18 protein-coding genes are annotated in these 19611 nt (G+C 37.3%); 7 read left to right on the forward strand and 11 right to left on the reverse strand.

The window, feature by feature from the left end:
- The first annotated feature begins 53 nt into the window (after positions 1 to 53).
- Positions 54 to 347 (forward strand): isoamylase early set domain-containing protein, encoded by a 294-nt coding sequence (locus JM84_RS04355; protein ID WP_013750276.1) that lies wholly within the window; start codon positions 54 to 56, stop codon positions 345 to 347.
- Between the two features lie 63 nt (positions 348 to 410).
- Here the strand turns inward: JM84_RS04355 and JM84_RS04360 are convergent, their stop codons facing one another.
- The 11 genes from JM84_RS04360 to JM84_RS04410 form a co-directional block, all read right to left on the reverse strand.
- Positions 411 to 692 carry a DUF427 domain-containing protein gene (locus JM84_RS04360; RefSeq protein ID WP_013750275.1) on the reverse strand — a complete coding sequence of 94 codons (282 nt, stop codon included), beginning with the start codon at positions 690 to 692 and terminating at the stop codon, positions 411 to 413.
- Between the two features lie 50 nt (positions 693 to 742).
- A complete protein-coding gene (locus tag JM84_RS04365) occupies positions 743 to 1708 on the reverse strand; it encodes an L-histidine N(alpha)-methyltransferase (RefSeq protein WP_013750274.1) in 966 nt (321 codons plus the stop codon).
- Positions 1709 to 1747: 39 nt separating this feature from the next.
- A complete protein-coding gene (gene egtB, locus JM84_RS04370) occupies positions 1748 to 2914 on the reverse strand; it encodes an ergothioneine biosynthesis protein EgtB (protein WP_013750273.1) in 1167 nt (388 codons plus the stop codon).
- 170 nt (positions 2915 to 3084) lie between these two features.
- Entirely contained in the window at positions 3085 to 3546 is a 462-nt protein-coding gene (locus tag JM84_RS04375; RefSeq protein ID WP_013750272.1) for a hypothetical protein, read from the reverse strand.
- A gap of 1 nt (position 3547) precedes the next feature.
- On the reverse strand, positions 3548 to 3958 hold the full coding sequence (locus JM84_RS04380) for a hypothetical protein (protein WP_013750271.1): 411 nt from the start codon (positions 3956 to 3958) through the stop codon (positions 3548 to 3550).
- Positions 3959 to 3978: 20 nt separating this feature from the next.
- Positions 3979 to 4803, reverse strand: a complete 825-nt coding sequence (locus JM84_RS04385) for a thymidylate synthase (RefSeq protein ID WP_013750270.1) — start codon at positions 4801 to 4803, stop codon at positions 3979 to 3981.
- 153 nt (positions 4804 to 4956) lie between these two features.
- Entirely contained in the window at positions 4957 to 6237 is a 1281-nt protein-coding gene (locus tag JM84_RS04390) for a carboxypeptidase-like regulatory domain-containing protein (RefSeq protein WP_013750269.1), read from the reverse strand.
- Positions 6238 to 6437: 200 nt separating this feature from the next.
- Positions 6438 to 7838, reverse strand: coding sequence for a NupC/NupG family nucleoside CNT transporter (locus JM84_RS04395; protein WP_013750268.1), 1401 nt, complete (start codon positions 7836 to 7838; stop codon positions 6438 to 6440).
- A gap of 12 nt (positions 7839 to 7850) precedes the next feature.
- Positions 7851 to 8465 carry a bifunctional nuclease family protein gene (locus JM84_RS04400; protein WP_013750267.1) on the reverse strand — a complete coding sequence of 205 codons (615 nt, stop codon included), beginning with the start codon at positions 8463 to 8465 and terminating at the stop codon, positions 7851 to 7853.
- 167 nt (positions 8466 to 8632) lie between these two features.
- Positions 8633 to 9595: an electron transfer flavoprotein subunit alpha/FixB family protein gene (locus JM84_RS04405; protein WP_013750266.1), complete on the reverse strand. Its 963-nt coding sequence runs from the start codon at positions 9593 to 9595 to the stop codon at positions 8633 to 8635.
- 92 nt (positions 9596 to 9687) lie between these two features.
- On the reverse strand, positions 9688 to 10428 hold the full coding sequence (locus JM84_RS04410) for an electron transfer flavoprotein subunit beta/FixA family protein (protein ID WP_013750265.1): 741 nt from the start codon (positions 10426 to 10428) through the stop codon (positions 9688 to 9690).
- 251 nt (positions 10429 to 10679) lie between these two features.
- On the opposite strand from JM84_RS04410, the gene JM84_RS04415 reads away from it, so the two are divergent.
- The 6 genes from JM84_RS04415 (at position 10680) to JM84_RS04440 (ending at position 19572) form a co-directional block, all read left to right on the forward strand.
- Positions 10680 to 11657, forward strand: a complete 978-nt coding sequence (locus tag JM84_RS04415; RefSeq protein WP_013750264.1) for a pyruvate dehydrogenase complex E1 component subunit beta — start codon at positions 10680 to 10682, stop codon at positions 11655 to 11657.
- A gap of 173 nt (positions 11658 to 11830) precedes the next feature.
- Entirely contained in the window at positions 11831 to 14374 is a 2544-nt protein-coding gene (locus JM84_RS04420; RefSeq protein WP_013750263.1) for a DUF5686 and carboxypeptidase-like regulatory domain-containing protein, read from the forward strand.
- A 254-nt stretch (positions 14375 to 14628) separates the two neighbouring features.
- On the forward strand, positions 14629 to 15156 hold the full coding sequence (locus JM84_RS04425; protein WP_013750262.1) for an inorganic diphosphatase: 528 nt from the start codon (positions 14629 to 14631) through the stop codon (positions 15154 to 15156).
- 140 nt (positions 15157 to 15296) lie between these two features.
- Complete coding sequence (locus tag JM84_RS04430) at positions 15297 to 17723, forward strand: sodium-translocating pyrophosphatase (protein WP_013750261.1); 2427 nt, start codon at positions 15297 to 15299, stop codon at positions 17721 to 17723.
- Between the two features lie 165 nt (positions 17724 to 17888).
- The gene (locus JM84_RS04435; RefSeq protein WP_013750260.1) at positions 17889 to 18419 is read left to right on the forward strand and encodes a peroxiredoxin-like family protein; all 531 of its coding nucleotides are present in this window, start codon (positions 17889 to 17891) and stop codon (positions 18417 to 18419) included.
- A 145-nt stretch (positions 18420 to 18564) separates the two neighbouring features.
- Positions 18565 to 19572, forward strand: a complete 1008-nt coding sequence (locus JM84_RS04440; RefSeq protein WP_144782932.1) for an App1 family protein — start codon at positions 18565 to 18567, stop codon at positions 19570 to 19572.
- The last annotated feature ends 39 nt before the right edge of the window (positions 19573 to 19611 follow it).

Genomic DNA, 19611 nt, shown 5'->3' on the forward strand with positions numbered 1-19611 from the left:
GTTTTTTAAGTAAATATCCTGCTATATTTGGGTGTATTTTTAAACCTCTTATTATGGCAGTCACAAAGAAATTTTTAAAAACAAAACCTGTTTGTAAAGTTACATTTGCAATACCTGCAGCACACGCAAGTACTGTAGCTGTTGCTGGTGATTTTAATAACTGGGACACATCTACATCTCTTAAGAAATTAAAGAATGGAACTTTTAAAGGAACTTTTGACATTCCTACAGAGAGTTCTTACGAGTTTCGCTATGTAGTAGACGGTGAGTGGGTAAATGAAGCAGAAGCAGATCGTTTTCAATATAATCCTTATGCTGCTACAGAAAATAGTGTCCTTGAGTTATAGTACATAGAAAAAGCCATTTCTTATTAAGAAGTGGCTTTTTCTATATCGTTTAAACAAGTTGTTTTAATCAACTACTTGTATCCCTCGCCAGAAGGCAACATGGTTTTTAATTCCTTTTGCTAGTTCGCTCACTTCTGGATAAAACCAAGCGGCGTCTTTATTTTCTTTTCCATCTACGGTAACGGTGTAATAAGAAGCAACACCTTTCCATGGGCAGGTGCTTTGCAGTTCACTTGATGTAAAAAACTCTTTCTTTATAGCATCATGAGGAAAGTAGTGATTGTTTTCAATTACAACGGTATCATTACTTTCTGCTATTACTTGATCATTCCAAATTGCTTTCATAATATTTTTTTTTAAAATTTGAGAAGTTGCTTCTGTACTTATTGAACTATTTATTTTTTCTTGAATAAGTAGTTTTTATAATAAGCTTTGCTGTCAGAGAATTCATTGACTATCTCAAGTCCAGATTCACTAGCTAGCCACTCTACAATGTTATCATCATATTTCTGACTAATCTCTGTATGTATGGTTTCCCATGCCGTAAAATCTACTTTAAGGTCTAGCGATTTTATTGTAACAGACTGGTCTTTTGTACTTACAAGATAACTTTTGGCAGTGCCAGTTTCTGGATCATAAACTTCCCAATGTTTAAAATTATCAGGATTAAAATCTGCATCCATTTCATTATTTATGCGGTGCAGTAAGTTTTTATTAAATGCCTCAGTGATACCTTCTGGATCATTATAAGCATCAAGAATAGTCTGCGGATTTTTCTTTTGATCAAACCCCATATAAAGCAAATCTCCTGGGGTCATTGCTTTCTGGATATTTGTAAGGAAATCTATAGCCTGTGGGTGTAGTAGATTCCCTATGTTTGAACCTAGTACCATGATTACTTTCTTACGTTCATTGTATCCTGCAACATCTTCAAGGACTTCAAAATAAGTTCCCTGCTGAGGTTTTATGACAATATCTGGTATTTCTCTTTCTACACTTTTTTTAAGTCCATCCAGCACATTCTGACTAATATCTATAGGTAAATATGCAAAGGTATCTCCTCTTTCTATTAAGTGCTTTAAAAGGACTTTAGTTTTCTTGCCATCTCCAGCGCCCAGTTCTATAAGGTCAAAACCTTTGCTATCTGTAAAAGCTTTTGAAATCGCTTCCTTATGCGTTTCAAAAATTTCAAACTCACAGTCTGTGAGGTAGTAAGTAGGCATTGCCATAATATCTTGAAAAAGCTTATCGCCTTTTTTATCATAGATATATTTTGAAGAAAGGAACTTCGGGAAGGAGGTGAGCCCTTCTGTTACTTCTTGACTAAATGCAGATGTGATGGTAGTAGTTTTGGTCGTCATAGACGTTTATGTCGTGTGTTTTTAAAAATACTTTCAATATTATTTGGCGAGGCGTAATCCTGTAAATTGCCAGCGTAATCCGGTCTGAAAGAAATTGCGATAGGTATGTCTTGTATGTTTAGCTGGCGTGGCTACAGAGCCACCTCTCAAGACTTTTTGATTAACCATGAACTTCCCGTTATATTCCCCTAGTGCTCCTTCTTCTTTAGTGTAGCCAGGGTAAGGTAAGTATGAGCTTTCTGTCCATTCCCAGCGATCACCCCAGTCTAGTTGGGAGCTAGCGACCTCCCATTCAAATTCTGTAGGTAACCTCATTCCTTTCCATTGTGCAAAAGCAAATGCTTCGTAATAGGAGATATGAACAAGTGTCTCATCTGGATTAATTTTTTGTAATCCATTATTGAGCGTGTATTGGTACCATTTATCATCTACTAGATGCCAGTACATGGGAGCAGTTATCTCGTTAGTGTTTACCCAGTCCCAGCCTTCGGCATGCCATAAGAGTGTTTCTTGATAACCTCCAGCTTCAATAAATGCTATCCACTCACCATTAGTTACTAGTTTGTTTGATATTTCATAATCGTGTAAGTATACTTTATGACGGCCTAATTCATTATCGTAACAAAACTCTTTTCCTGTGTGACCTATTTCATAAACTCCTTCTCTAATAGAGATGAAGCTTGATGGTGTTTCTTTTTCGCTTTCGCGAAAGCGTAATTCTCCACCATAAATAGGCGTAAGAGGATTGTTGCCTAAAATGTATTTAATATCTGTAACAAGTAATTCTTGATGTTGTTTCTCGTGGTGTATGCCAATAGTGAGTAGCTTTTTTACCGTGGGTGTAATTTCTTCCTCAAGTAGCTCTTGGAGTGCTTGAGTGACGTATTTACGGTATGCATATACTTGGTCTACCGTTGGTCTTGATAGGTTGCCCCGATCTGTGCGCACCACTCTTTTTCCTACGCTCTCATAATAGCTATTAAATACGAATGCAAAGTCTTCACTAAAAAGGGTGTATCCTTGCTTATGATGCTTAAGAATGAATTCTTCAAAAAACCAAGTCGTATGGCCTAGGTGCCATTTTGGGGGAGACACGTCTGCAATGGGTTGCACAACGTAATCTTCAATTTCTAGTGGTTTACAGATGTTCTCTGTGTGTGCTCGAGTCTCAATAAAGAATTCGACAAGGTTTTCTATAGCAATCATATATATGACTTTTATGAGTCATATAAATTTACGGGTTTTTACTATGCCGTGCTTGTGAGAAGCCCGTGACAGAAAGAATAACGTAATAAATGTTTGTTAAATGAGCAGGATGAGATACTCAAACGAAAAAACAGGAGTAATTCCTTATAATAGCTAAGCGTGTAAGAAATCTAATTCTTATCGTCTTCTGTAGCTGTAATGCCTTCGTTTACAACAACAGTAAATGCTGTAGCAAATAGTGCGTTTCTAGGTTTGTCGTTATGCATCGCTCCTTCAAAACGCGGTAATTTTGATAAAACATTGAGTGTCTCTTTTTCTACAGACTTATAAGGTGTGCGTGCAGATAGTTGGTCATAAGTGCCGTCCTCTAAAATCCTTAATTGAACAAAAACTCTGTGATTTCCTTTAGGTAGAAGTGCCTCAAATTGTTTGAAATTAAAATTATTTGCAATAAGAGATTCAACTTTGTTGCGAAAACATTCCTTGAGAAAGTTAGAATTTGCTCCCTTGCATCCAGGATATCTAGGAGGAGTGTCTACTATAGTAAATGAAATGTCTTTTTTAGTTTGTCCATGAGCGCTTTGTGAAAAAAATGTACATGCACAAACTAAGCTTAATAGGAGGTAACGCACATTAAAATGTAAATGGAAGTTTGAGCTTACTCTCCTTAGGAGTCCCTCCTATATTTCCAGGTTTTAATTGTGGGATAGTCATAATTGCTGTTTTTACAGCCTTTTGCATTCCGGGAGTGCCACCAGTTATATTATTGACTACAGGCTTTCCTTCTTTATTAATAAGCATATCTACTACAACACGTGCACCTTTTTGATAATCACTTGGAAACTTCATATTGCGCACAACGTGTGTTGCAAGCTTTTGTCTTAGGCAATTGTTTTTGTCATTTATAGATCCAGTACAACCAGGCCACGTAGGAGGAACTTCTTCAAGTCTCAGTGTGGTAGACTTTTTCATGTAAACTCCTTCTTGAGCATTCATTGTTGTGATTCCAGCTACAAGTGCGAATACAAATAATATTTTTTTCATTAGGTGGGTTAATTTGGGGATTAAATAGCCACTGCTCCTTTAATATGTGGATGCGGATTATAGTTTTCTAATGTAAAGTCATCAAAAGTGAAGCCAAAGATGTCCTTTACGTCAGGATTAATTTTTAATGTAGGTAAAGTACGGAATTCTCTTGAGAGTTGAAGCTCAACTTGTTCCATATGGTTTGAGTAGATATGAGCATCTCCAAAGGTGTGTATAAACTCTCCAGCTTCATAACCACAAACCTGAGCCATCATCATTGTAAAGAGCGCATAACTTGCGATATTAAATGGAACTCCTAAAAAGATATCTGCACTGCGCTGGTATAGCTGGCAACTCAACTTGCCATCTGCAACATAAAACTGAAAGAAAGCGTGACATGGTGGAAGCGCAGCTTTACCATTTGCAACATTCTCTGAGAAAGATGCCGAGGTGTCTGGCATCACAGAGGGATTCCATGCGCTCACGAGCATTCTACGGCTGTTAGGATTTGTTTTAAGAGTTTCTACAATATCTTTTATTTGGTCAATCTCATCACCATTCCAGTTGCGCCATTGGTATCCGTAAACGGGACCAAGATCACCATTTTCATCTGCCCATTCATTCCAAATACGTACACCATTTTCTTGTAAATATTTGATGTTTGTATCTCCTTGTAAGAACCATAACAGTTCGTATACAATAGATTTGAGATGCAATTTCTTAGTTGTCACCATTGGGAATCCTTCAGAGAGATCAAATCGCATTTGATACCCAAAAACGCTCTTTGTTCCTGTACCTGTGCGGTCACCTTTTTGATTCCCGTTTTCTAAGACATGTTTGATGAGGTCGTGATATTGTTTCATAAATGGCTATTATGTTCTTTGTAAAGTAAGAAGAGCTAGTGAACTACTGGTATCTGTTTATTTTGAATATAATTATACAAATATAACAATAAAAAGACCCTCTCAATTAAGGCTGAGAAGGTCTTGAAAAAGTTGCTTTACATTAATATGAGATTATTTACCTCCTAGAGAAGCGCGATAATTATCATCTTTTTCTAGGTTTCGTTTTATCTTTTTTATGGCTGCTTCAATAGATCTTTCGGGTTCAATCACATTATATTCTCCCCAAAATTCTGGATCGCCAAAGCCTAGATTTTCATCTGCCATGATGATTGATGGTGATATCTCTCCATCTTTACTAAATGCATCGGCTGAGGTTACTTTCCAGTCTGTTACTGCCATCTCACAAGAGAGTGTATAAATTGATTTAAAAAGTCGTCGTCGCTTCTTTACTTCAAATGATAAATTTGCTTTCCCATAGCCGTAATACCATTTTCCATTTTTCTCGCGATAATCTACTTCATAAGAGATGTCTCTAGCTTTAACTCGAACGCCATTGGGTTTGCTTTTTACAAACATTTTATTGACTTCAATTTCGTTAGCCAAGTCTAGAGTAAATGTTGCTTTTTGTAATGCTAGCGATGTGGCACTTACATAGAGTTGACCAGTGTATAAAGGACCTACTATATTTGGTTTTGGTTCAAAGCCCACTACTAATACATCTTTTCCATTGAGCTCTGTAGGGGTTTCAAAACTAAAATTATAAGCTTCCATGGTTTCTGGTGTAAAGATGTATTCTGGATACTTCATTACATCTACGTATAATGTACTAAAAGGGCCTCCTTGCAGTTTTAAAGCAATAGTATCTAGCTTAGCGTAATCTGTGCTTTTTCTTGATTTAAGTAAGCGTATTTGGTCTTCCTTGTTGCTTATGTATCCTTCCTTTTGGATAGAGACAACAGCCTCGGCTAGTGATGCATTTTTGTTCTTTTTCTTGATAGTCTCTCGATAGAATGCCGTCATCTTAAGCGGTTCATCTATGTAGTTTTCTCTCTTCTTATTAAAGACTTTTTTTACAAGTTCTTTGGCAGATTTATATCCCACAACTTGCACCTCGCTTAGGTCTACGCTCTTTGGAGATAGGCGTATGTCAATATCATCATCAACATCTGTAATATCTTGTATGCTGTTTTTATATCCTAAGGCTTCAATAAGTAGGGAAGGACTAGTTGTGGCTTCCATTATTTTTAAAGCAAAATCTCCTTCGGTATTTGAGATGGTACTTATGTTTGTGCCTACTAGCGTGATAGTCGCTCCGCTTATAGCCTGCCTAGTTTCGCGGTCGTTAATGGATCCTGTGATGTTTGTTGTGGAAGTTTGAGCAAGTATGAGTAATGGGAATAGCATGAACATACTTCCCCAAGCTAATTTGGTAACATTATAAATAGTTTTCATAGCAATGAGTTTAATTGAATTCGCAAGAAGTCTTTTTAGTACTATAAGTTACTATATTTTCATGGTATATTGAAAATCTCGCTGTTAATTTATTAAAACTAAGATTTAAAAAAAGGCACAATGAATAGGCACGCTTTCGCGAAAGCGGACTTGTATAAACGAAAAGAAAATCTATTTTTTACAATAATGGATGTGGTTTCTTAACCAATAATCATCCCTGCAATAGTCGCCGAAATTAATGAAGCGATAGAGCCTCCTATAAGAGCTTTTAAGCCAAAACGAGACAGCTGCGTGCGCTGCCCAGGAGCTAGAGATCCAATACCACCTATCTGAATACCAATAGAAGCAAAGTTTGCAAAACCACAAAGCATATAAGTAGCCATAATGATAGACTTCTCATTGTTGAGGTGAATTGCATTTGCAGTATTTTTCAATTCGGCTAGCTGGATGTATCCTACAAATTCGCTGGCTGCTAGTTTGATTCCAAGTAGTTGTCCCATCATTGTGGTGTCTTCACTTGCAACACCTATCAGCCACATTAGAGGGGCAAAGATAGTTCCTAATATAGCTTCAAGGGAAAGCTTAGGATATGCCGAATTTTCTGCAATCCAATCATTAATTGTGGTGATTTCACCTATCCAACCTAAAACTCCGTTTGCCATTGCAATAAATGCAACAAATACAAGAAGCATTGCTCCTACGTTTACCGCAAGTCTAAGCCCTTCTGTAGTTCCATTTGCAATTGCATCAAGTACGTTTGCACCTATTTTATCATTAGATACACTTACGTCTGTATTTACCTCTTCAGTTTGAGGATATAATATTTTTGAGATCACAATTGCACCAGGTGCAGCCATAACAGAAGCAGCAAGTAAGTGTTTTGCAAACACAAGACGTAAAGCTTCATCTTCACCACCTAGAAATCCTATATATGCAGCAAGCACAGCTCCTGCTACAGTTGCCATACCCCCTATCATAACAAGTAGAATCTCTGACTTGTTCATTTTTTCTAAATAAGCTTTAATTAAAAGAGGTGCTTCGGTTTGACCTAAAAAGATGTTACCTGCAACACTTAAACTTTCAGCTCCAGAGATGCCTAATAACTTAGAAAGCAACCATCCAAAAGCTTTTACCACTTTTTGTATTACTCCAAAGTAATACATGACGGAGGTAAGAGCAGAGAAAAATATAATGGTAGGTAATACTTGAAAAGCAAAAATGTACCCAAAGGTAGACGTGTCACTTACTAATCCTTGAAAGAGGAAGTCACTACCAGCAAGCGTAAAGTTTAATATAGCAACAAATATTCCTCCAATAAAATCAAAAATCTTTTCTATAAAAGTAACCTTAAGTACTCCTACGGCAATAACAAGCTGGAAGGCAAGACCTACGGCTACTGTTTTCCAGTTTATCGCTTTGCGATTACTACTAAATAAAAAGGCAATTAGTATAAGCGAGAACATCCCTAAAACACCACGTCCTAAGCTTTCAAGAGAAAACCCTTGAGACGGAACCACATCTATAATGGCTTGAGGTGCCTCTTGCGCAAATGCGGTAAATGAACTTAATAATACCAATAGGGTAAGTAGTAATTTGCGCATATAATAAGTAAGTTAGTTGCGTTTTGAGATTTCATCTCTTAACTGGGCAGCAGTTTCATAGTCCTCACTATTTACCGCTTGATCAAGTTTATCGTGTAAGTCTTGAAGTGACAATTTGTTATAATCACTATCGCTAGAAGATGTCTCGTCTTCTAATAAGATTTCATCCATTAGGATTTCGTCATCTTCTGTAAACTCTTCAGGATTTGTGTTTCCCTTTAAGAAGATCCCTGCTTTGTCTAGAATGTTTTTATAAGTAAAAATAGGCGCTTGGAAACGTAAGGCTAGTGATATAGCATCACTAGTACGCGCGTCTACTATTTCTTCAATGTTATCACGCTCGCAAATAATGCTAGAGTAAAAAACGCCATCAACAAGTTTATGGATAATCACTTGTTTAATAACCACATCAAAGCGATCTGCAAAATTTTTAAACAGGTCGTGCGTAAGAGGACGAGGTGGTTTAATTTCTTTTTCTAAAGCGATTGCAATAGATTGTGCCTCAAAGGCTCCTATAACTATAGGTAATTTACGCTCTCCTCCTTGCTCAGTGAGAATCAAAGCATATGCTCCATTCTGAGTCTGGCTGTAGGATATTCCTTTTATATTTAAACGCACTAAGCTCATAAGTTGCAAAAATAGGAAAAAGGCTGCACAAGTAAAGAAGTTTATCTGTCTAGAGTTGGACTCTTAAAAATAGCAGCTATCTATCAGATTTACAGTGTGAAAGGGGTTAAATAAAAATGAGCTTAAAGAAATATTTAAGCTCATTTTTTATTTTAGGGAGTCGTTATCTAGCTATTTGCAGCTTTAAACGCTCTTAATTTTTCGTTAAGTTCTGGGACAACTTCAAAAGCATCACCTACGATTCCATAATCGGCTGCTTTAAAGAAAGGAGCTTCTGGATCATTGTTGATTACTACTTTTACTTTAGAAGAGTTAATCCCTGCAAGGTGCTGTATCGCTCCAGAGATTCCTATTGCGATATACAAGTTAGATGCTACTGGCTTACCAGTTTGTCCTACGTGCTCACCATGAGGTCTCCATCCTAAATCCGAGACAGGCTTAGAACAAGCTGTTGCTGCTCCAAGAATATCTGCCATTTCTTCTATCATCCCCCAGTTTTCTGGTCCTTTAAGTCCGCGACCTGCTGATACTACAACTTCTGCATCTGCAATAGACACTTTATCTGTTGCTTTATCTACAGATTGTACTTCTACACCAAAATCTCCAAGCTCTGGAGAAAAATCTTCTGTTGCAGCAGCTCCAGAAGCTTCTTTAAGACCGTAAGCGTTTTGCCCAAGTCCTACTATTTTAATTTCAGTAGAGATTTCCGTGTGGCTAAAAGCCTTGTTTGTAAACGCTGTACGCTTTACAGTAAATGGAGAAGCACTTTCTGGAAGTGATACTACATTTGATGCATATCCTGCCTCTAGCGCTACTGCAAGAAGAGGTGCAAGATACTTAGCATTTGCGCTCTGTGTAAGTACTACTACTTGAGCACCTTCTGCCTTTGCAGCGGCTGCGATTCCTTTTGCATAAGCTGCAGCATTAAATGCATCTAGCTTTGCGTCTTTTATGTTAAGAACTTTATCTACTCCGTAAGTTCCCAATGGTGCAGTATCTCCACCATTTACGGCAACTGCAGTTACAGATGTTCCCATCATATCTGCAATTCCTTTTGCATAAGAAGCAACTTCTAAAGAAGCCTTCTTAAACACTCCGTTTTCTGATTCTGTATATACTAAAACTGACATATTTATAAGAATTTCCAAATAGCCAAACTCTAAGTTTTGCTTTTTGGGATTATTATTAGATTAAAAAGTCTCCTATCTTTCGATAAGTTAACTTAGATAGCTTTTGCTTCGTTGTGTAACAGGTCGATTAACTCGTCTACTGTTTCTACAAGTTTTACAGCCCCTTTAGGTGCAGGCTTTTCAAAAGAAACAGCATTTGTTTCGGTTCCAGCTCCAGAAGGTTCTACTACGCTTAATGGTTTTTTACGAGCCATCATAATTCCTCTCATGTTAGGAATACGTAGATCGCTTTCTTCTACAAGACCTTTTTGACCTCCTATTACTAGAGGAAGCGAAGTCTTTACGGTTTCTTTTCCGCCATCTATTTCTCTAGTCGCAGTAACAGCCGTGCCGTCTACATCTAGTGATATACATGTGTTTACAAAGTTTGCTCCTGTAAGTCCAGCAAGCATTCCAGGTACCATACCACCGTTGTAATCAATAGATTCACGACCAGCTATAACTAGATCATACCCTCCATCTTGAACAACTTTTGCAAGTTCCTTTGCTACTTGAAAACCATCTTTTGCTTCCACATTCACACGGATGGCAGTATCTGCTCCTATTGCAAGTGCTTTACGTAATGTAGGTTCTGTTTCTGGTCCTCCTACGTTAATCACGTCTACAGAGGCTCCTTGTTTTTCTTTAAACCACATAGCACGTGTCAATCCAAACTCATCGTTTGGGTTGATTACAAATTGAACACCGTTAGTATCAAATTTTGTATCTCCGTCTGTGAAGTTAATTTTTGATGTCGTATCAGGTACGTGACTGATGCACACTAATATTTTCATAGAATTTATATTTTATATAAAGGTACGCTTTCGCGAAAGCGTAATCCTAAACTATTTCGTTTTCGTAACAAAAATAACACAAAAAAGTATAATTTACTGTGCGTGCATAGTAAAATTTTACAAAAATGTAATTTATTGAGGTTTTGGAAATGCTTATTTTTGTGCTTGTTAAAAGAATACAATATTAATAAGGTGTTTCTTCTAGTTATGAGAGACCTTAATTAAATTTCCGCTAGAGCGGTTTATATACTATGAGAACAATCCAGTTTAGAGAAGCCATTTGTGAGGCAATGAGCGAAGAAATGCGCCGTGATGAATCTGTTTATTTAATGGGTGAAGAGGTAGCAGAATATAATGGAGCTTATAAAGCGTCAAAAGGAATGCTAGACGAGTTTGGAGCAGATAGAGTTATTGATACTCCTATTGCAGAGCTTGGTTTTGGAGGAATAGGTGTGGGTAGTACAATGACAGGATTACGTCCTATTATTGAGTATATGACCTTCAACTTCTCTTTAGTGGGAATTGATCAAATAATAAATAACGCTGCCAAAATTAGACAGATGTCTGGTGGTCAGTTTCCTTGCCCTATTGTTTTTCGTGGCCCTACAGGATCTGCAGGACAGTTAGGTGCAACACATTCTCAAGCCTTTGAAAACTGGTTTGCAAATACGCCAGGTCTTAAGGTAGTAGTGCCTTCTAATCCTTATGATGCAAAAGGACTCTTAAAAGCAGCAATACGTGATAACGATCCTGTGATTTTCATGGAGTCGGAGCAAATGTATGGTGATAAAGGAGAAGTGCCTGATGGAGAATATGTATTACCAATAGGTGTTGCAGATATTAAGCGTGAAGGAACAGATGTAACTATCGTTTCTTTTGGAAAGATTATTAAGGAAGCTTACAAAGCGGCAGATCAACTTGCAGAGGAAGGAATTTCTTGTGAGATTATTGATTTACGTACGGTAAGACCTTTAGATAAGGAAGCTATTTTTGAATCTGTAAGAAAAACAAACAGACTAGTGATTCTTGAAGAGGCTTGGCCTTTTGGGAACGTTTCAACAGAAATTACGTATCAAGTACAAGCACATTGTTTTGATCATTTAGATGCTCCTATACAACGTATAAATACAGCAGATACACCTGCGCCTTACTCACCAGTATTACTCAAAGAGTGGTTGCCTAACAGCGACGATGTAGTAAATGCAGTTAAAAAGGTGATGTATAAATAATATTTTCGCGAAAGCGGAACCATATTTGATCCCTTTCTTAACCGGAAGGGATTTTTTAATTTATTATAATCTTAAGTAAGGTTGTGATAAATATGATGTCAGAGTCTTGACATTATATAATGTTAAACTGATGATGACCCCAATTTATAGGCTATCCTCATAGATTATTTATTATGAAATATAATTTTTTAATCATTATTGCTAGTATGCTCTGCGCTGCAAATTTATTTGGTCAAACCAAAGTGAGTGGTGAGATTTTTGACGCAGATGGTAATGGTCTGCCTTTTGTAAATGTCATATTTGTGGGGTCTAATGAAGGGACGATAACCAATGAGGATGGACGTTTTTACCTAGAGTCTGACCAGACTTGGAATCAAGTACGATTTTCTTTTATAGGCTTTTCAAATAAGGTGATAGACCTAAGTGAGAAGGTGAATTATGAGATGAAAGTGACGCTAGAGGAAGAGGCAGGAGCACTAGACGAGGTAGTCATATTTACAGGAAAGACAGATAAGAAAAATAACCCAGCGGTAGATATACTTCGTAAAATATGGGCAAATAAACGCCAGAACGGATTAAGACAGTACAAGCAGTATGCTTATGACAAGTATGAAAAGCTAGAGTTTGATCTCAACACTATTGATAGTTCGCTTATCAATAGCCGCATCTTTAGAGGGATGGAGTTCATATTTGAGCAAACAGACACGAGCCGTATTACTGGAAAAACCTACCTGCCTATTTTTGTAAATGAGGCATTCTCAAAAGTATATGGTGATAATGAAATTAATAAAGAAAAGGAGATTCTAGAAGGAAATAAAAACAGTGGTTTTAGTGAGAATCAAACGATTATAGGTTTTGTAAAAAGTCTATATAGTGATTATGATATCTATGACAACTACCTACAGTTTTTTGACAAGAGTTTTACCAGTCCAATTTCTCGTACAGGTATCCAAACCTATAATTACGTACTTGCAGATAGTGCTTACATCAATAATAAGTGGTGTTATAACATCATCTACTACCCTAGACGTAAAAACGAACTTACCTTTAAAGGAGATTTCTGGGTGAATGACTCTACATGGGCTATTAAGGAAATTAATATGCAGCTTTCTAAAAGTGCTAATGTAAACTGGGTAAAAGAGATTTACATGGAGCAAGAATTTGATATCGTAAATGATAGCACCTTTTTACTTTCAAGAGATTATTTCTTATCTGATTTCGCTTTGCGCGAAAAAGAGGAGTCTAGAGGTATGTACGGTAAGCGCACTACCTTATACGATAACCATAATTTTGACAACAAGCTAGAAAAGGACTTTTATGACAGACAGGTATATAACTACGATAAGGATGTTTTTAATCGTAGCGATGAGTTCTGGCAAGAAAATAGAAAAGAGGCACTTAGTAAAGATGAGCTAGGAGTTTATAAGATGCTTGACACCTTAAAAACGGTAAAGAAATTTAAAAACCTTTACAACCTAGGATCCATTCTTGCATCTGGATACTATGAGATTCCAAGTTTAAACTTTGATTACGGGCCTATATTTTCAACCTTTGGGTTTAATGAGGTAGAAGGACTACGTGTGCGCACAGGAGGAAGAACATATTTCTCACAGAATGATCCATGGAGACTTGAAGGGTTTTTAGCATACGGATTTAAGGATAAAAAAGGAAAATTTGGAATCTCAGGAAAATGGCTGCTAGATAAGAAAAGTAGATTTATCGTCTCTGGTGGATATAGACAAGACGTGGAGCAAATAGGAGCGAGTCTTACGACATCTAGAGACGTGCTTGGAAGAAATCTAGCCTCGTCATCACTAGTGAATACTGCGACCAATGATAAACTAACCTCTATCAAGCTGGCAAATATCGCAGCCGAGGTAGAGATTGTGCGCAACCTTCAAGTGAGAGCCGACTTCTCTTTGAGAACGTTAGAGTCGGCTTCAGAAACTTTTAGCCTCGATTATTTTACAGATGCTACGCAGACAACTACTACAGGTGAGTTAAAACAAGCAGAAGTGGTTCTTACCACTATCTGGGAGCCAGGAAAGAAAACTTCAGGGTTTGGAGTAGAGCGTAGAGTAACTAATGAGTGGTTCCCAAGTTTTTATGCAAGTTATACACGTGGCCTAGAAGGAACACTTGATAGTGATTTTGCTTATGATAAAGTGCAATTTTCTGCAAGGAAGGCAATTCGTATAGGAGGTCTTGGCACATTAACAGCCTCTACAGAAATAGGTAAAACATTTGATGAGGTGCCACTAGCGCTATTAAGTCCAGTACCAGGTAACCAGTCGTTATTTTCAATCTTTAATACCTTTAGCCAGCTTAACTTTTATGAGTTTACTACAGATGAGTATGCCTCGCTACAATTAGAACACAATTTTGGAGGACGTATTTTTAATCGTATTCCATTACTTAAAAATTTGAATCTACGCGAGATTGTAAGCGTCCGTGGGGTGATAGGTAATATCTCTCAAGGGAATATTGACTTAAACCGTCCAGCATTTGAGAGTTTACTTTTTGAAGAAGGACAACCCGTCACTGCGATTACTCCGAGCATGATAGCGCCATCTGTAGAGCCATATTATGAGTATAGTGTAGGAGTGGGTAATATTTTTAAGGTGTTCCGTATTGATCTTAACTTTAGAGGAAATTATAATTCTGTTCCAGATGCGAGGAAGATAGGAGTGACGGGTAGTTTTGGGTTTTATTTTTAAGGGGAGACTTCTTGTAGGATAGTTTGTTAGCCTTTTTTTAAAAGCGAGTTTTTTTTAAACACCTAACCTAATCTTAACGCACCAATATTTGGCTAAATCGCTATTTCAGCGTATTTTTGCACGCCTTAAGAAATATGTTTTAAAGTAAATGGTTGTTATGCAGTTGTTTAATAAAGTGTAAGCTTAAGAAATTGTGATTTAATTGATACATTTCTCATGTGTTTAAGTACAAGAGATTTGAAATATAATATATTATGACAGCAGATAAAGTAACAACATTTGACGTATTAGTAGAGATTCCTAAGGGGAGCCGTAACAAGTATGAGTACGATTTTAAATTAAAGAGAATGCGTTATGATCGTATGATTTTCTCTTCTATGATGTACCCAGCAGATTATGGTTTTATTCCAGAAACTCTTGCGCTAGATGGTGATCCTCTTGATGTATTAGTGTTAGTTACAGAACCTACTTTTCCAGGTTGTGTAATCGAAGTAAAGCCTATTGGAGTATTTCACATGGCAGATGAGAAAGGACCAGATGAAAAAGTAATCTGTGTACCTGTAAGTGATCCTTCGGCTAGTAAGCTTACAGATCTTTCTGATTGTAATCCACACTTAATAAAAGAAATTGAGCACTTCTTCCAAGTGTATAAAGATCTTGAAGAAAAGAAAGTAGACGTAGGAGGATGGGGAGATGTTCATGAAGCAAAAGATATTATCCAAAAATGTATCGAACGTTACGAAGAATCTGATATTCCTGTAGAAGAAGTTACTATCAAATAGATACTTTTTTACAGTATAGAATAGTTAAAAAAACAGCCTTAAAAGCTGTTTTTTTTGTTCTATCTAATTTCCTACATTAGTAGTTGTTAAATATTTTAAGGATTTATTTAAGAATCCCTTATAAAAACACCTAATAATATATGGAATCAATAATGATTTACGTGCCTATCGCACTAGCATTACTCGGGTTGATCTACATGCTCGTAAAAAAATCTTGGGTAATGAAACAAGACGCCGGAGACGGTAAGATGAAAGAGATTTCTGATCATATCTATGAAGGAGCGCTAGCTTTTTTAAATGCAGAGTATAAACTACTCACTATTTTTGTGATTATTGTAAGTGTCTTACTTGCAATTGTATCCTTTGTAGTTCCCACTACACACTGGCTCATTGTAATCGCATTTATATGCGGCGCTGTTTTTTCTGCTTTTGCAGGAAATATAGGAATGAAAATAGCCACAAAAACAAATGTGCGTACTACGCAAGCTGCAAGAACCAGTCTGCCTAATGCTCTTAAAATCTCCTTTGGTGGAGGTACGGTGATGGGTCTAGGAGTTGCAGGCCTGGCAGTATTAGGACTTACGGCGTTCTTTATCTTCTTCTTTCACTTTTTTATGGGAGGTGTTTGGACTAATACAATGGATATGACGGTAGTTCTTGAAACGCTAGCAGGTTTTTCACTGGGAGCAGAGTCTATCGCTCTATTTGCCCGTGTAGGAGGAGGTATTTATACCAAAGCAGCAGACGTAGGTGCAGATCTTGTAGGTAAAGTGGAAGCAGGTATACCAGAAGATGACCCACGTAATCCAGCGACTATCGCAGATAATGTGGGAGATAACGTAGGAGATGTTGCTGGTATGGGAGCAGATTTATTTGGTTCTTACGTAGCTACTGTGCTTGCGGCAATGGTTCTTGGGAACTATGTGATAAAAGATATGGGGGGAAGCATCACCGATGCTTTTGGAGGAATAGGCCCTATTCTATTGCCCATGGCAATAGCAGGTGTAGGGATCATTATTTCTATTATAGGTACTATGCTCGTAAAAATTAAAACTAACGATGCAAAAGAGTCCGAGGTGATGGGCGCACTTAATATAGGTAACTGGACTTCTATAGTATTAGTTGCTATCGCTTGTTTCGCACTTTGTAAGTGGATGCTTCCAGAAAATATGCAAATGGAATTCTTTGGAGAAGGGTTACAAGAAATATCTTCTATACGTGTTTTTTATGCAACCATCGTAGGATTAGTCGTAGGAGCGGTTATATCATCTGTGACGGAGTACTATACGGGCTTAGGTAAGTCACCTATTCTTAAAATTGTACAACAATCAAGCACAGGAGCTGGAACAAATATCATTGCAGGTCTTGCAACGGGTATGATTTCTACATTCCCATCCGTGCTATTATTTGCAGGTGCCATTTGGGCATCATATGCTTTTGCAGGATTTTATGGTGTAGCACTAGCAGCTTCTGCCATGATGGCAACAACGGCAATGCAACTAGCAATAGATGCTTTTGGGCCTATATCTGATAATGCTGGAGGGATCGCAGAGATGAGTGAGCAAGAGCCTATCGTACGTGAGCGAACAGATATTTTAGATTCTGTAGGTAACACTACAGCAGCTACAGGAAAAGGTTTTGCTATAGCATCTGCGGCGCTTACATCACTTGCTTTATTTGCAGCTTATGTAACGTTTACAGATATAGATGGTATTAATATTTTTAAAGCACCTGTTCTTGCAATGTTATTTGTGGGTGGTATGGTACCCGTAGTATTCTCTGCCCTTGCCATGAATGCGGTGGGTAAAGCAGCCATGGAAATGGTGGAGGAAGTACGCAGACAGTTTAGAGAGATTCCGGGTATCATGGAAGGTACTGGAAAGCCAGAGTACGATAAATGTGTTGCTATTTCTACCAAAGCTTCTTTAAAAGAAATGATGCTTCCTGGAGTTCTAACTATAGGTTTTCCATTAGTCATAGCCTTTCTACCTATGTTATTTGGCATGGAGCATAAAGCAATTGCAGAGATGTTAGGCGGTTATATGGCTGGAGTGACCGTAAGCGGTGTGCTATGGGCGATCTTCCAGAATAACGCTGGAGGCGCATGGGATAATGCAAAAAAATCTTTTGAAGCAGGAGTCGAAATTAATGGTGAGATGACGTATAAAGGTTCAGATGCTCATAAAGCTGCTGTAACCGGTGATACAGTCGGAGATCCATTTAAAGACACCTCTGGACCATCTATGAATATATTAATAAAATTAACCTGCCTTATAGGTTTAGTAATTGCGCCTATTTTAGGTGGTCATAGTGAAGATGGGCTTACTATTACTACTCAAGATGGAGCCGTTGTTGAGATTACTCAAGATGGTCGTATAGTAGAATCTAGAGAGGTACAAAAAGAAGTACGCTTCTCCATAGCCGAACAAAATGGACAATTTGTAGGAACAGTCACCACTATTACAGATGATAACGGGGATGTAACTACAGAGGTAAAGGAATTTACGGGTACAGAAGCTCAGGTTAAACAGCAAATGGATGACTATGAAAATGAAATAAGAAACTAACATCTAGGCAATTCAAAACTAAAGCGAGCCAATTAGGCTCGCTTTTTTATAACTAATTGGTATGGAGGTATAATAGTGTGTGTAATATAATTTCTTAACAAACCTTTATTGTCATATTAATATACTTTAACCTTCATCTCGGGTATTTTTATAAAAAACAAGATTATGATATTACCTAAGACTAAAGTACCTTCACTAGAAGTGCCTTTAATAAATGATACAAATTGGAAATTAAGTGAGCAGAATGCCGAAAATTTTACACTCATTATTTTTTATAGAGGATTACACTGTCCAGTGTGTAAAGCACAGCTTGAGGATCTGGCGTCACAATTAGATAAATTTACGGAGCGAGGAATAAATGTAATTGCCATAAGTGGAGATACAGAAAAGCGTGCAAAAATAGCTGGGAAAGATTGGGACGTTCCATCACTGCCTATTGGATATAACTTATCACTAGAAAAAGCTAGAGAGTACGGATTGTATATTTCTAAAGCAGTTTCAGATAAGGAACCAGATTACTTTACAGAGCCTGGACTATTTCTAATCAAGCCAGACGGAACACTTTTCTTTTCATCAGTGCAGTCTATGCCATTTGCAAGACCGCAATTTGATGACCTTCTAGGGGGGATTGATTTTATTATGAAAAAAGATTATCCTGCAAGAGGGGAGGTAAAAGATATTACAGCAGCAAAGTAAAATCCATACCTAAAATATTAAAAGGCGTACCATCTTATGTGTACGCCTTTTTTTTGTATTGTTTAAGTTTACGCTTTCAGTGTGCTGAAGTTTATGCTGAGCCTGCCGAAGTACGAAAGCGTAATTTTATAAAAAACCACAAACTATGTTTTTTTCATCAAAGTCTGATCCCATACAGATAGACGGATACCAATCTTACGGATCATCAAATCACTTGTATTTAATAGGTAGAGCGCTTGAGCATGAGGGGGTAGATCTTAAGAAAACAAGCTTTCTCTCTACTCTAAAAAATGCTTACAAGCAATTTGATAGTGATGAGTTACGACATACAAAGTTAAAGGTGACACTGCCAGACAATAGGTCATTTTATACCATTACAGATACCGAAGGATATTTTAAAATTGATGAAAAGGTTGATGGGCTAGGAGTAATAGCAAATGATGAAGGCTGGCTACAAATGGTGATAAGTTTTGATGATGTCCAAAAGGGAATTACTGTGCTAGGAGAGAACAGATTTCCTATTGAGATGCTTATTCCAGCAGAGACAGCCTCTTATGGGGTGATAAGCGATATAGATGACACTATCTTACACACTGGTGTTGCCTCTTTATTAAAATGGAGGGTTATTATAAATACGTTTTTTAAAAATGTAGGGAAGCGCACTTCGCTGGAGGGAGCACCAGAACTCTATAGAAAATTACATAGAGGGAAATCTGGACAAGATGCAAATCCTATGTTTTACGTGAGTAACAGTCCGTGGAATTTATATAGTTATCTCGAGTCGTTTGTAAGAAATCAAAAATTCCCCAAAGGCCCTATTTTATTGAGAGATCTACGTGGTCCTTTTGAAAAAACGCCAAAACCAGAAAAGCCTCATAAACAGCATGAGATTAGAAATATATTAAATGCATATCCTAATCTTAAGTTTGTACTTATAGGAGATAGTGGAGAGCACGATGTAGATATTTATCTAGAAGTGGCTAAAGAATACCCAGAACAAATAATAGCTGTGTATTTGCGTAGTGTAAAGCACAAGAAAAAGGTGCTTAGAGTTAAGAGTGTTTTGAGTCAGTATGAGACTACTCCTGCGGTACTAGTAGAAAAAAGTGCTTTTGCAGAGGAGCATGCAAGGTCCATAGGGCTTATAAAATAATAGAAAAAAAACGGCTACTTTACATAAAGTAGCCGTTTT

The organism is Dokdonia sp. Hel_I_63 (assembly GCF_007827285.1).
Lineage (GTDB): Bacteria > Bacteroidota > Bacteroidia > Flavobacteriales > Flavobacteriaceae > Dokdonia.

Bases quoted from the DNA above. Each gene is read 5' to 3' on its own strand.
- JM84_RS04355 (WP_013750276.1), top strand. From the start codon at position 54: ATGGCAGTCACAAAGAAATTTTTAAAAACAAAACCTGTTTGTAAAGTT.
- JM84_RS04360 (WP_013750275.1), bottom strand. From the start codon at position 692: ATGAAAGCAATTTGGAATGATCAAGTAATAGCAGAAAGTAATGATACC.
- JM84_RS04365 (WP_013750274.1), bottom strand. From the start codon at position 1,708: ATGACGACCAAAACTACTACCATCACATCTGCATTTAGTCAAGAAGTA.
- egtB (WP_013750273.1), bottom strand. From the start codon at position 2,914: ATGATTGCTATAGAAAACCTTGTCGAATTCTTTATTGAGACTCGAGCA.
- JM84_RS04380 (WP_013750271.1), bottom strand. From the start codon at position 3,958: ATGAAAAAAATATTATTTGTATTCGCACTTGTAGCTGGAATCACAACA.
- JM84_RS04385 (WP_013750270.1), bottom strand. From the start codon at position 4,803: ATGAAACAATATCACGACCTCATCAAACATGTCTTAGAAAACGGGAAT.
- JM84_RS04390 (WP_013750269.1), bottom strand. From the start codon at position 6,237: ATGAAAACTATTTATAATGTTACCAAATTAGCTTGGGGAAGTATGTTC.
- JM84_RS04395 (WP_013750268.1), bottom strand. From the start codon at position 7,838: ATGCGCAAATTACTACTTACCCTATTGGTATTATTAAGTTCATTTACC.
- JM84_RS04400 (WP_013750267.1), bottom strand. From the start codon at position 8,465: ATGAGCTTAGTGCGTTTAAATATAAAAGGAATATCCTACAGCCAGACT.
- JM84_RS04405 (WP_013750266.1), bottom strand. From the start codon at position 9,595: ATGTCAGTTTTAGTATATACAGAATCAGAAAACGGAGTGTTTAAGAAG.
- JM84_RS04410 (WP_013750265.1), bottom strand. From the start codon at position 10,428: ATGAAAATATTAGTGTGCATCAGTCACGTACCTGATACGACATCAAAA.
- JM84_RS04415 (WP_013750264.1), top strand. From the start codon at position 10,680: ATGAGAACAATCCAGTTTAGAGAAGCCATTTGTGAGGCAATGAGCGAA.
- JM84_RS04420 (WP_013750263.1), top strand. From the start codon at position 11,831: ATGAAATATAATTTTTTAATCATTATTGCTAGTATGCTCTGCGCTGCA.
- JM84_RS04425 (WP_013750262.1), top strand. From the start codon at position 14,629: ATGACAGCAGATAAAGTAACAACATTTGACGTATTAGTAGAGATTCCT.
- JM84_RS04430 (WP_013750261.1), top strand. From the start codon at position 15,297: ATGGAATCAATAATGATTTACGTGCCTATCGCACTAGCATTACTCGGG.
- JM84_RS04435 (WP_013750260.1), top strand. From the start codon at position 17,889: ATGATATTACCTAAGACTAAAGTACCTTCACTAGAAGTGCCTTTAATA.
- JM84_RS04440 (WP_144782932.1), top strand. From the start codon at position 18,565: ATGTTTTTTTCATCAAAGTCTGATCCCATACAGATAGACGGATACCAA.